Here is a 13,342-nt window from a genome sequence, read left to right as displayed (position 1 = left end):
GGCGGCGACCCGCTCGGACATCGCCCGGCTCCCGGGCCTGTCGCGCCCCGCGGCCACGGCACGCCGCGCGGCGGTGCTCGAGGCCGGCGTGGGGCGCGACCCCGACGAGGCGCCGTCGCGGGTCGGGCGGCCCGCCGCCCGCCTCGAGTTCGACGCCGGCGCCGGCGTCGTCTTCGCGGCCGCGCTCGGCCGCAGCCGCACGCAGCTCGCGGTGTGCGACCTCGCGGGGGAGGTGCTCGCGTCCGACGAGTTCGACCAGGAGATCGGGCTGCACCCCGACCAACTGCTGCCGACCGTGGTGCGCGCGCTGCGCCGCCTGCTCGTGCGCTCGGGCCATCGGCTCGACGCCGTGCGCGGCATCGGCCTGTCGATCCCCGGCACGGTCGACCCGGCGCGGCGGTGCAGCCACGAGTCGCCGATCATGCCGGGCTGGAACGGCATCGCCCTCGACGGCTACTTCCGGTCGCTCACGGACGCGCCGGTGCACCTCGACAGCGACACCAATGCGATCGCGCTCGCCGAGCGCAGTGGCCATCTCGCAGGCCACCCGGACGCGCTCATCCTCAAGGCGTCGTCCGGCATCGGCGTCGCGGTGATCTCCGGCGGGCGCCTGCACCACGGCGCCGACGGCGCGGCCGGCGAGATCGGCCACGTGCGCTACGCGCCGGCCGCCCGGCTCGACTGCCGCTGTGGTGAGACCGGCTGTCTCGAGGCGATCGCGGCCGGGTGGGCGCTCGTGCAGACGATGCGCGAGGCGGGTGCCGACGTCGCCCACATCCGTGACGTCGTGGCGCTCGCCGTCACCGGTGACAGCACCGCGCGACGGCTGATCCGCAGCAGCGGACGGCACATCGGCACGGTGCTGGCCGCGGCCGTCACGCTGCTCAACCCGGCCGTGATCGTGATCGGCGGCGACATGGTGCCGGCCTACGACCTCTTTGTCGCAGGACTGCGCGAATCGGTGTTCCGCGAGGCGAACGCGGTCGCCGCCCGCAACCTGCAGATCGTGCCGGCGACCCACGCCGACCAGGCGGGTGTGCGCGGTTGCGCCGAACTGGTGCTCGACCACGTGCTCAGCATCGAGGCCGTCGACGCCGCCTTCGCCGGCTGAGCATCCGCTGTTGTTCGGCTGACCGCGACCTGTCCGCGTCAGCGGTCGCACAGAAGCGCGTTCCTAGCGTCCGTGCCGGTTCACCCCGAACCGCCCCTACCGAAGGAGATGCCACTGTGTCGAAGAAGAGCCCCCTAGTCATCGGTTCCCTCGCCGTTGCCGCCGCCGCCGCCGCGCTGGCCGGCGCCGCGTCCGCCCAGGCCGCCACGCCGACGACCCTGAAGCCGACGAGCATCACCCTGCACGCCGCGCACGCCACGGTCGCGCCGAAGCACAAGGACACCCTCACCGCGACGCTCAAGTCGGGTCGCAAGGCGCTCGCGGGCGAGACGGTGCTGCTCGAGAAGCGTGCCCCCCACACGGCGCAGCGGTTCACCGTCGTCCAGACCCGCACGACGGACGCGAAGGGCCGGACGACGTTCACGGTGCTGCCCGGCGCGCGCAAGGGGCACAAGGAGCAGTACGAGGTCGTCTTCGTGAAGACGTCGACCTACAAGGGCTCGCACAGCGCGGTCATCACGCTGACCGTCAGCTGATCCGCCCGGTCGGGGGCGCGGCCCGCGCGGCGGGTCGCGCCTCGACCGATCCTGTGCAGCGCGTGCCGCCGGCACCGCTCTGGCAGGCTCGTCGCGTGGAACTGTCGGGTGCTCACGTCCTCGTCGTCGGCGCCACCGGCGGCCTCGGCTCGGCGATCGCCGCGCACCTCGCGGCCGAGGGCGCGCGCCTGAGCCTGGTCGGGCGCGACGCCGGCCGCCTCGCCGCGACTGCCGGCGAACTCGGCCCCTCGGTCGTGTCGCAGCAGGTGGTCGACCTGGTCGATCCGGGCGTGCCGGCGCGCATCGTCGCGGCTGCCGTGGCCGCGGGTGGCGCCCTCGACGCGCTGATCGACGCCGCGGGTGTGGTGGCGTTCGGCCCGGCGGCCGAGCTCGACGACGACACCCTGGACCAACTGCTGCTCGTCAACCTCATCGCGCCCGTGCGGCTGGTGCGCGAGGCGACGCCACAGCTGCGCCGCGGGGGCGCGATCGTCAACCTCAGCGCGGTCGTCGCCGAGACGCCGCTGCCCGGCATGGCCGCCTACGCCGCGTCCAAGGCGGCGCTCACCGCCTTCGACCGCGCCGTGGCGCGCGAACTGCGCCGCGCCGGCATCCGCGTGCTCGACGTGCGCCCGCCGCACACCGAGACCGGGCTCGCGACGCGCCCGATCGCGGGCGCCGCACCGAAGCTGGGCGAGGGCAAGGCGCCGGCCGACGTCGCCGCTCGCATCGTGGCCGCGCTGCGCGCGGACGAGGCCGAGCTCGAGTCCGGCGACTTCTGACGGAACCAGCCGGCGGCAGGGTCAGTGCCGCAGCGCGAGCACCACGTCGTCGAGGTTGAAGGCCGTGGCGAGACCGCGGTTCTCGCGTGCCGCGAACCGGATGGTGAGCGTCCGCCGCGCCGTCCCAGGCAGCGTGATCGTGCGGCGGGCCCAGCGGGCCGATGCGTCCCGGTTCGACGCCGTAGCGACGGTGCGGCCGTCGACGGTGACCGTGAGGGTGTCGTGCACGCGTCCGGTGTGATCGTTGCTCGCGATCCGCACCCACCAGGCCAGCGTCGCCGCGCACCCGGCCGGCACGGTGATCGTCTGCGCGAGTGTCGACAGGTGGGCCGTGCCCGTGCCGCCGAGCACGGCGTGCCGGATGCCGCTGTGCGCGCTGCTGCGGCGCGTCGGCACCGCGACGGCGGACGACGACCACCGCGCGAGACCGGTCTCGAAGCCCGCGTTCGAGACGGCGTTCGGGACGCACGGGTTCGGCGCCACCGTCCAGGTGAAAGTGGCCGTGGCGTTCCCCCCGAGGCGGTCGGCGGCGTGGACCGTCACGGTCGAGCGGCCGGCGGCACGCGGTGTGCCGGCGATGCGGCCCGTCGCCGGGTCGATGGCCAGCCCGCCCGGCAGGCCCGACGCCGACCAGGTCACCGGTTGCTGCCGTGCATCGATCGCCGCGAGCTGCAGGCTCGTCGCCCAGCCGGCGTTCGTCGTCCAGGCGCGCGGTGCGGTGATCGACAGCGTCGGCGTCGCGGGCGGCACCGGGTCGGGCGCCGTGACCGGGCCGGTGTCGAACACCGCCGGGCCGGTGGGTGCGCCGAGGCCGGTCGGGCCGTCCCATCCCGCGCCCGCCGTGCACAGCGGCAGGGGCAGGCACAGCCCGTTCGAGCCCGACGTGACGTCGACGAACGAGGCGGCGTGCCCGTACATCGTTCCGACCGGCGCCGAGGCGGCGGCCGGTGGGCCCGCGAGCGCCGCCATCGCCGCGATCATCGGCGCCGAGGCCGAGGTACCCCCGTAGACGCCCCAGCCCGGGTACGTCGTGGAGGTCGCGTACACCGCGACGCCGGTCGCCGGATCGGCGTCCGCACTGACGTCGGCGACGGCGCGGCCGGCGCAGACGCTGTCCGGCACCGCCGTCTGCTGCCAGTCCGGCTTCGGCTCGACGACCGAGCAGCCCGAGCCCGCTCCTGACCAGGCGGTCTCGTCCCAACCGCGGGTGCCGGCAGCAGCCACGAGGTGCGTGCCGCCGACGGCGATCACCCGCGGGCTGGCCGCCGGGTACGAGACCCCGTACCCGTTGTCGCCGGTCGACGCGGTGTAGACGACCCCGCCGGGCGCGAAGACCTGGGTGTCGTCGGCGGTCTCACCGGAGTACTCGGCGCCGCCCCAGCTCATCGACACGTACTTCGCGCCGAGCGCCGTCGCCAGCTCGACTGCGGCGTACAGGTCCGATCCGTCGGCGCTGTCGGCCTCGACGAGGGTGATCGAGCAGTTCGGGCAGATGGCGGACACCATGTCCAGATCGAGCGACTCCTCGGCGGCCCAGCCGCCGTCCGCCGCGGGCAGGGGGCCGGCGTCGCTGCGCTGGTCGATCTTCGCGAAGCAGCCGTTCGCGGTGGTGCACGCCGGCAGGCCGTACTGCGCGCGGTAGACGGCGAGGTCGGCCTCGGCGGTCGGGTCGTCGTAGGCATCGACGACGAACACCCGCCGGCCGGTGCCCCCGGTGGCGGACGCCGAGACGGTGCCGTAAGCGCTCTGCAGCGAGGACGGCCCGTACCCGGCCGGCGAGGTCGCGGGGGACATGACCATCGGTCGCGCCACGCCCGCGTCCGTGCGGCGCAGCGCGAAGCAGGTCATGACGCCCGGCGGCACGTCCCGGTCGCAGGCGGGTGCCACGGACGTCGAGGTCGGTGCCGTCGCTGCGGCGGCGTCGACCCCGCCGCTCGCGGCGAGCGCGGCCAGCACGGCGACAAGCGCCAGCGTCACCGGTGCGCGCAGCACCGGTCGGCGGGACATGACCGGCACGGACGCTCCTGGGGTCGAGGCGACGACGTGCCGAACGGTGACACAGCGCAGCTGGGGGCCGCAATCGGCCGATCGGACAGAACGCCCCCGGGCCGGTCGGCCGGGGGCGTTCGTCGCTGCTGTGCGGTCGGGCGCGGAGGCCGCGCCCGACCGGGTGTCAGCTGTTGAACCAGGTGATGGTCCGGCCCATCAGGTCGGCCTTGTCAGCAGCCGAGCCGTAGGCCTCGAACGGGAAGGCCAGGAACTCGACCTTGTACGCCCCGGCGGCCACGGTGAGGCCGTCGGTCGCACCGGTGTCGTCGGTGAACGCCGCCGTCGCCGGGTCGATCGGGGTGACCTGGTCCTCGAAGTTCGCCTGGAGCACCGAGTGGTCGAGCGGCACCGCGCCGATCCCGGCCGTGACCGGACTGCCGGCGACACCGTGCACGTCCGCGGTCGACTTGTCGTTCTGCGCCTCCGAGCCGTCCCAGTCAATGTGCAGGTAGTCGTGCACGAACGGGGTCGTGCCCGCCGCCTGGTCGAGGATGTCCTGACCCGACATGAGCAGTCGTCCGCCACCGTCGAGGAAGGCCGCCAGCTCGCGCTCGTACGGCGTGATCGGTCCGGGGTAGCTGTTGCCCGTGAACCACACGACGTTGTGGTGCGCCGCCAGGTACGACTCGGGGATCGTCGGGTTCACCGACAGGTCCCAGTAGCCGTAGGTGACGTTGTTCGCGTCCAGCGCCGCCTTGTAGTACGGCGCCGAGTCGACCGGACTGTTGGTGTCCTCGTCGACGAGCAGCGTGTCACTCGCGACGGCGATGGTGCGCAGGCTCGCCGAGCCGGTGACCGACGGATCGCTCGTCGACGTGGCCGTGAACGACGAGTCGTTCGTGGCGTTGTCCGCGGCGTTCGCCGGCACGTCCACCTTGACGCACACCGTCGTCGTGTCACCGGCCGCCACGGTCGGGGTGACCGTGATCGGCGTGGTGCAGGTGGCGTCGTACACCGCGGTCGGCCACGCGCCGCCCGACGCCGAGACGGCGTAGGTGTCGGTCTTGTAGCCGTCGTTGGTGATCTGCTCGGTGAAGGTGGCGCTGGTGCCGACCTTCGCCCCCTCGAGCCCGGAGGTCGGCTCGACCGTCGCGGCGTGCGCCGGCGCGAGCGGCGTCGTGTGCGGGCTGCCGGTGGTGGCGACGCCGTTCGCGTCCTTGACGACGACGCCGTCGTTCACGATCGCCGTCACCGAGGCCGGCAGCGCCGGGTCGATGCGCAGCTGGAAGGAGACCGACGCGCTGCCGCCTGCGGGCACCTGCACGCCGTCCCAGTGCAGCTTCTTGCCCCCGACGTAGCCGCCCGAGCCGACCGAAACCTTGGTGTAGGCCGGCACGGGGTCGGTGATCGAGACGGTGTCGTCGGCGTTGCCGATGTTGCGGACCGTGATCGTCTCGTCGATGGTGCTGCCCGGGCCGACCGGCTTGCCGGTGTCGGTGGTCGACACGATCAGCGCCGGCCGAGCGGCGGCGTTGGTGAGCGTGTAGGCACCGCGTCCGTGCGTGCCGGCGACCAGGACGCCGTGGCTGGCGTCGTAGTCGAGCTGCCACGTGGCGACCTCCGGCATGCCCGAGCCGAGCACGAACCACTTCTTGCCGCCGTTGGTCGAGATGAAGGTGCCGACGTCGGTGCCGACGTAGAGCGTCTTCGCGTCGGCCGGGTCGACGACGACGGTGTTCACCGGGCTGTCGGGCAGGTTGCCGCTGATGTTCGTCCAGTGCTTGCCACCGTCGCTGGTGGCGAACAGGTGGCCGCTGTTGTGCGGCGTCGCGGCAGCGAAGCCGCCGTAGGCCGCGTAGGCGATGCGCCAGTTCGACCGGTCGGTGACGATCTGGTTCACCGGACGGTCGGGCAGCACGCCCTTCCCGACCCGCGTCCAGGTCGGCGAGTCGGACGTCACGGCGTTCGGGCTCACCTGGATCCAGCCCTCGTCGGTGCCGACGTACGCGCCGTCGCCGCCGTCGGCCACCGCGACCGCGGAGATGAGGCAGCCACGCGCGCCGTTCGGCGCGGTGCCGGTGCACCCGCTCGTCAGGTCGGGACTGATCGGCGACCACGTGACATCGCCCGCGCTCGGCGCCTCGGCGTTGTCGGTGCGGTAGAGCCGGTAGGTGCCGAGGAACAGCTGGTTCACGTCACCGCGGTTCTGCACCATCGGCACGTAGAACTCCGAGCGGTCGTTCGGGTCGATCCCTGTGTCGATCGGCTCGTTGCCGAAGAAGGTGTTCGCCTCGCTCGGGTCGAAGCGGTACGGCGAGATGCTGTAGTACTCGCCGAAGACGTAGGCCGGCACGGCCGGGTTGACCGTGTTCGGTGTCGTCTGGTCGACGACGACCTGGCCGCCGTCACCGCTCGACTGGTCGAACCAGCGCTGGTTGGCCGTCGACTTGCGCAGCGTGCCGTTGTCCTGCGTGCCACCCCAGTACTGGCCCGGCACGTTCGGGACGACCGCGATCGAGTCGAACTGGCTGATCGACAGCCCGGTCGCGTGGATCAGCGCCGCGGTGTTCGGGTTCACCTGGCCGTTGAGGTCCTGCCAGTCGGCGGCCGACAACGGGTCGGTCGGCGCAGTGCGGCCGCCGCCGGTGTGCGAGTCCCAGACACCGCCGTCGTTGCCGATCGCGATGTGCGACAGGTCGTTGGCCTGGAAGGCGAAGGCGTGGAAGTCGGGGTGCAGGTCGTAGCCGAGGTTCTTCCACGTCTGACCGCCGTCGGTCGAGCGGAAGATGCCGCCGGACGCCGGGCTGAAGTTGTAGCCGTAGCAGCCGAGCACGTAGATGGTGTTCGGGTTCGACGGATCGGCCGCGAGCACGTTGTCGTAGAAGCACTGGGTGCTGCAGTAGTCGGAGATGGAGTTGATGCCGGACCCGTTCGCCGTCTGCACCCAGTTCGCGCCCCCGTCGGTCGACTTGTAGACCACGGCGGGGTGCCGGCCGCTACCCACGTTGTAGTCGAAGCCGGTGTAGAGCGTCGGCGCGGTGGCGCCGGCCGGGTCACTGATCGTCAGCGCGAACCGGCTGCCGGCCGCGTTGAAGTCACCCGCCGGGAGACCGTTCATCGCGGTCGCCCAGTGCCGGCCGCCGTCGGTCGACTTGTAGATTGCGTCGCCCCAGAAGGACGCGAAGAGGACGTTCGGGTGCCGGGGGTCCATCACGAGGTTGGTGGCGCCGTGGAACTCGTCGGTCGTGCCCTTGCGCAGCGTCCAGGTGGCGCCGCCGTTGGTCGACTCGTAGATTCCGTAGGGCTGCGCCGTCGGGCTGGTCGTGCGGTGCGAGCCACCGCGACCGCGCGCCGTCGCCGCGTAGACGTGCTGCGGGTTGGTCGGGTCGACGACGATGGCCGCGACCGCCTGCCCGGTGAACAGGGTCGACACGTGCTGCCACGTGATGCCGCCGTCGGTCGACCGGTAGAAGCCGTCGCCGTAGTAGCTGTCACCGGCGAGGTTCGCCTCACCCGAGCCCATGTAGACGATCTTGTCGTTGCTCGGGGCGAGGGCGAGCGCGCCGACGGCCTGGCTGTCGGCGGCGTTCGACCGTGCCGTCCACGTCCCGCCGTTCGCCGGGTCGTAGGTCCAGACGCCGCCCTGGGCCGCGCCGAGGATGATCGTGCCGTCGTTGCGGATTACGAGTGCGGTGGTGCGTCCGGAGACCGCTTCGAAGGTGTTGGTCGTGCGGCCGACCTGGACGATCGGGGCGGGCCCCTGGTTGGTCCACGCACCGCCGCGGGTCGCGCGCGGCGGCGCCGAGTGCGCGGTGCCGCGCGCCGCCTGCAGCGCCTTGCCGCGCAGGCTCGCGGCCTCGGTCAGCGAGATGGGGGAGTCGCCGGAGAGCAGGCGGGTGGCGTAGTAGGCGTCCTTGAGCTTCTCGACGCCGGCCTGGGTCTCGTCGGCGCCGCGGAACTCGTCGGCGATCTCGCCCTTCGGCGTGAGCTTCACCGGCGTGTCGTCCGGTGGCGGCGCGCTGTTCGCGGCGGGCGGCACCGCCGCCAGCATGCCGGCCGTGACGGCGAGGGTGAGGGGTAGGGACAACAGGCGCAGACGAGCGGACGAAGCCACTGATCACTCCCTGGAGGGCTGGGGCGGCCGTCTTTGGCCGCGCGCCGAGCCTCGCCCGTCGCTGTGTGTTTGGCAAGAGCCAAGATCCCGCCGCGCAGTTTCGCGCGGTCGCCGGCTGGGAGGGGCGAATCCTTCCTCGTCCAGCCGGTGTTGCACACCGGCATCTGCCTTCGCGAGGACCCGAGCAGACGATCGGTCGCGCTGCGTAACCAACGCGCCCGGTACGCGTTGAACGGTCGGCTTCACCTGGAAGCGCGTCACGCCGCGCCGTCACCCGCCCGGGGGCATCATGCAGACAGGTCACCGTCGGTCCACCGTCATCCGGGCCGCCGCTGGGACGGCCGGGCTCGGCCTGGCCGCGCTCGTCACGTGCTCGACGACGGTGGCGCATGCGTCGGTGCCGAGCGGCGACCCGCTGCCCGTGCCGACGTTGCCGCCGCTGCCGACGGTGAGCCTCACCGTGCCGCCGCTGCCCGTGCCGACGCTGCCGCCCATCTCGGTGCCGACGCTGCCGCCGATCTCGGTGCCGACGCTCCCGCCGGTGTCGGTCTCGCCGTTGCCGCCGGTGTCGCTCCCGACGCTGCCGCCTGTCTCGGTGCCCACGCTGCCGCCCGTGAGCCTGCCCAGCCTGCCGCCGGTGTCGCTGCCGGGGCTGCCGGTGAGCCTGCCGAGCCTTCCGGTGCCGACCCAGTCGACGCCCGCGCCGACGTCGCGGGTGCCGACCCCGGTGGTCACCTCGCCCACGCCCGGAGCGACGGGGCAGGGCACGACGCCCTCGGTGCCGACGCCGCCCGTGCCGAGCCCGACCTCGGGCTCCGGGACGGGTCCCGGCGGTGCTGGCACGTCCGACGGGTCGGCGCCGACCCCCGTGAGCACCGAGAGCACCTCGGTGCTGTCGGCCACGCCGCTCACCGGCAGCGGCGCGACGCGAGCGGTCACGAAGACCGCTCCCGTCGAGGCGACGCGACGTCTCGCGCGTCAGGCAGAACTGGCCAGCGTGAACAGCCAGCCCTCGGGGTCGACGGCTGTGCCGCTGCTCGTCGCGAGCCTGGTGATCCTCGGCGGGGCGGTGCTCGTCACCCGGCGGGTGTTCCGAGCGGTCGCCTGAGCGATCCCATCCGGTCGCCCGCGCCCATCCGACGAAGCGGCCATGTCCGCCCGCGTCGAGGCCAGCGAAGCCGGCGTCGGGACCGTCCCGGTCACCGGCGGCCCGGGATCCGTTGGGAGCTGGTGCATCAGCGAACTGGTCGCCCACGGCCACCGCGCTCGCGCCACCGTCCGCGGTGGTGTCCTTGAGTCAATCCCGGCAGCACGGTTGGCGGCGTACGACGGCGCGCTGGAGGTCATCGATGCTCGACGGTGCTCACAGCCCGCCTAGCGCTGCATCGGGGTGATGAGCCGAGACCAAGCTCGGAGCGACGACGAAGGCCCCGGGGACCGGGGCCTCATCACGTGTCCGAGGGGGGACTTGAACTCCGGGCCATCCCGTCCGGTGCTGGCCGCCTCCGTCCATGTGACCCGCTCTTCCGTGGGGCCGCGGCGGCTCGCTTGAACCGCGAGTCTGGCCCTATCCGGTGCTGTCCGGGCTAGTTCGTGACCAAAGTTGTGACCATGGCTCATGTCCCACGGTTGCGGGCACGGTGAATCGAGGGGTCGCTCGCCGGCCGCGATGGCGCGTGTCCGATTTCCGTTCGCCGTACCGAAGGGCAGGCTGCAAGATGGCTAGGCAGCGGTCAACTCGGTATATCGGTCGAACAGCTTGGCCTGACGTGTGAGCTCTGTGGAGATGGCGCGGCGGCCGTAGAGGCCTTCCACGGTTCGGTCGAGTGCTGCGTGTGCTCGGGCGAGATCGGCTGGCGTCGTCGCGGGGTCGTAGAGCTCCGCGAGCGTCGCTCCCGCGTGCCGCTCCCGCGCGGCGAGCACCTCACCGGCGCGTTGAGCGACCTGGGTGGTCTTCCGAGCGTTCGCATCCGGCCACGGGAAGGTGTTGTAGACCAGATCCGAGGAGAGGCGGAAATCGCTCCTGAGGCGGCCTGCCACCGTGCGGACCCAGGTCATGAACATCTCGCTGCTGAGGATGCCGAAGATGTATTCGGTCGCGTCCTCGATGGTCAGGGTCGAGTCGTGCGCGATGTCGTCCTTTTCGAAGAAGGCGAGAGGGATGTAGCTCCGGTTCATCGACGTGTGGCGCGGGAGACATAAATAGCGGCCAGCCGGTTGCCTGATCTCCCCGAACAGCGCTGGGGTGGCGGCCAAGGCCTGTGTTTGTGCACGTGTGCTGCGACGCCGATAGGCGCGAACGCGTGCAACGCGCTCTCGGAGGACCTGGCTGTTGCGGATGTCGCGGGGGTCTGCGTCCTCGAGCCATAGGCAGTACCGGTGGAGGCCGTTGAGCATCTCCTCGGCGCCGATGAGCTCGCGGATGTACTGGGCCGCGATCGGGTCCGTCTGCAGGATCTCCTCGCGTGCGTCAGCGTCCAGGATCAGGTGCTGCTCGTCGTTCGGCATGTTGCCGAATCGGCACCGCGGCACCGGGAGTAACGGTTGCCGCCGCTTACTCGCAATCACAGTGGGCGCGTCGACCAGGTAGGGGTTGATGTTGCGGACGCGCAGCGGCTCGGCCTGGTCCGCGTCAAGGGTGGGGTGGTCGAACAGTGTTTTGTGCGGTCGCAGTCCGCCGTAGCTGAAGCCGATGATGACGACGTGGACGTGCGCGGCGCCGCTTGCCTCGCTCTTCCAATTGAAGGTTCGGTGCGCGAAGTCGATCTCAAGACCAGCCTCGACCAGCTCCGGCCACAGGGCGGGGACCTGCTCGCCTTGCACAATGCTGTTCGTGGCAACGAACGCAGCTCGGATGGCGGTTCCGGTCATGTACACCGCCGCGGCTTGGTACCAGGCGGACACGTAATCGAGCACGCCGGTCCCTGACCGCCCGGCGAAGACCAGATCCATGTCAGTACGTTGGTCGGCTGTTCGATGCTGCTTGCCGACGAATGGCGGGTTGCCGAGCAGGTAGGTGCACCGCGTCGCAGGTAGGACGTCGTTCCAGTCGACGCGGAGTGCATTGCCGATGTGGATGTGCGCTGTGTCGGTAATGGGGAAGCGCGCGTAGTATTCGCCGAACTCGGCCGACAGGGCCAGGTTCTCCAGGTGATCGATGAGGTAGATCGCGGTCTCGGCGATCCGAGCGGGGAACTCTTCGACCTCTATTCCGTAGAACTGCCCGACGCTGACTTTTGACTCGACCGCGGACACGTCGAAGCCCATCTGTCCGCGACCAGGGAGACGCGCTCCGCGCTTGCCGCGCTCGACTCTGCCGCGCGCGCCCTGGCGTGCCTCCTCGGCGCGGATGCGGCGCAACACCTCAAGCTCCAGGCGGCGGATCTCGCGGTAGGCGATCACGAGGAAGTTGCCGCATCCGCACGCAGGGTCGAAGAAGGTGAGCGTGGCGAGCTTGTCCCGGAAGCGTCGGAGCGCTGGGAGGGTCCCGGCTGCATCCAGCTCTGCGCGGAGCTCGTCCATGAACAAGGGGTCGATCGTGCGGAGGATGTTGCCCTCGGTGGTGTAGTGCGCCCCGATCGCACGTCGATCAGCGTCCTCCATGACGTTCTGGAAGAGCGACCCAAAGATGGCCGGGCTGATCTTCGACCAGTCGAACCGGCAGGCCTTCAGCAGTCGGTTCCGCATGCCCCTGGTGCAGTCCGGGATCGGGACCGTCTCGGCGAAGATGCCGCCGTTGATGTACTCGAACGACTTCAGGTCGTCGTCCAGATTCGCGGATCGCCGGTCTTTTGGGGTGTTGAGCACCTGAAACAGATGGATCAACGCGGGACCCAGGTCGTGGCCGTCGTCGCTGGTCTTCAGCAGCAGATAGTCATGGAAGCGACCGGGCTCCCACACCTGGGTGTCGTCAGCGAACAGGATGAAGACAAGGCGCACGAGCAGCACGCGGAGTGCGTGGCCCTCGTAGCCGGACTCCCTGAGCGCATCGTGAAGTGCAGCGAGGAGCTCGGTCGCTTTAAGGTTGACCTCCTCCTCGGTCTCGTACCTCTGCACCTCGGCGTCGAGCATCGGCGCGAAGACGCGCAGCCGACCCGGAAGGTCGGACAGCGGGAAGCTGATCTCTTCGCCGGTGATCTGATTCCTCACACGGAAGGTGTGGAAGTCGCAGACGACGATCAGCCGCGGCCAATGCTCGCTCGGGATGCTCGGCAGGTAGTCGATCGCCTGCTCGATCGCTGCGCCGAGGTCTTCGCCCAAGCTCTTGTGTTCAGCCACCAAGTAGCCGGGCCAGAATAGATCCATCCACCCGCGGCCGCCGGTCGAGTACCTGGCCGACATCTGCTCGAACACGGCGACCCGCCGCCGGTCGAGGTCGAAGATCGCGAAAAATTCGTTCCAGAACGATTGCGCCTCGGCTCGCTCGCGGCTTTCGCCGCGCCACCGGGAGGCGAAGCGAGTTGCCCGGTTCCGCATCTCTTGCCACGACGGCGCTGGCACGCATCGACCTCCGGCTCGATCTTGATCTTGACCTTGATCTTGAGGCTACGGCGAACTGCTCCCGCACACCATGGGGCGGCTTGGTACAGCGCCGGAGCAGTATCACGAACCGTCGCTTTCCGGAAGCTGTGCGACACGCGAGCCGAACGGCTTCCCCGGCGTCGTTGATTGCTCGACCACCGGGGGTCGCGCCCCGTGGCGTGGTGTAACTCGGCTTCGTGATCACGTCAGCGAGTTCGGTGCTGACTATGCCGTGAGCAGGGCGGCGGGCGCCACCTCCTCGGCCGGTGCGGACTTGGGGTTGAGCAGG

At 71.1% G+C, this 13,342-nt stretch carries 7 protein-coding genes; 3 read left to right on the top strand and 4 right to left on the bottom strand.

What is annotated here, in order from left to right:
- From ACTHMS_RS16880 to ACTHMS_RS16870, 3 genes are all read left to right on the top strand, one after another.
- On the top strand, positions 1–1,111 hold a 1,111-nt coding region (locus tag ACTHMS_RS16880), incomplete at its 5' end, for an ROK family protein (protein ID WP_440307822.1).
- Positions 1,112–1,227: 116 nt separating this feature from the next.
- Entirely contained in the window at positions 1,228–1,647 is a 420-nt protein-coding gene (locus tag ACTHMS_RS16875; RefSeq protein ID WP_440307821.1) for a hypothetical protein, read from the top strand.
- Between the two features lie 95 nt (positions 1,648–1,742).
- Positions 1,743–2,429 carry an SDR family NAD(P)-dependent oxidoreductase gene (locus ACTHMS_RS16870; protein ID WP_440307820.1) on the top strand — a complete coding sequence of 229 codons (687 nt, stop codon included), beginning with the start codon at positions 1,743–1,745 and terminating at the stop codon, positions 2,427–2,429.
- Positions 2,430–2,450: 21 nt separating this feature from the next.
- Here ACTHMS_RS16870 and ACTHMS_RS16865 read toward each other — a convergent pair whose 3' ends face one another.
- From ACTHMS_RS16865 to ACTHMS_RS16850, 4 genes are all read right to left on the bottom strand, one after another.
- Complete coding sequence (locus ACTHMS_RS16865) at positions 2,451–4,436, bottom strand: putative Ig domain-containing protein (RefSeq protein ID WP_440307823.1); 1,986 nt, start codon at positions 4,434–4,436, stop codon at positions 2,451–2,453.
- 166 nt (positions 4,437–4,602) lie between these two features.
- On the bottom strand, positions 4,603–8,532 hold the full coding sequence (locus ACTHMS_RS16860) for a hypothetical protein (protein ID WP_440307819.1): 3,930 nt from the start codon (positions 8,530–8,532) through the stop codon (positions 4,603–4,605).
- Between the two features lie 300 nt (positions 8,533–8,832).
- Complete coding sequence (locus tag ACTHMS_RS16855) at positions 8,833–9,471, bottom strand: hypothetical protein (protein ID WP_440307818.1); 639 nt, start codon at positions 9,469–9,471, stop codon at positions 8,833–8,835.
- Between the two features lie 783 nt (positions 9,472–10,254).
- On the bottom strand, positions 10,255–13,032 hold the full coding sequence (locus ACTHMS_RS16850; RefSeq protein WP_440307817.1) for a DNA methyltransferase: 2,778 nt from the start codon (positions 13,030–13,032) through the stop codon (positions 10,255–10,257).
- Positions 13,033–13,342 lie beyond the last annotated feature (310 nt).

The organism is Jatrophihabitans sp. (assembly GCF_051960575.1).
Lineage (GTDB): Bacteria > Actinomycetota > Actinomycetes > Mycobacteriales > Jatrophihabitantaceae > JBQCEE01.
Note: the sequence above shows the minus strand (reverse complement) of the source record. Positions and strands in the feature narration are given on the sequence as shown.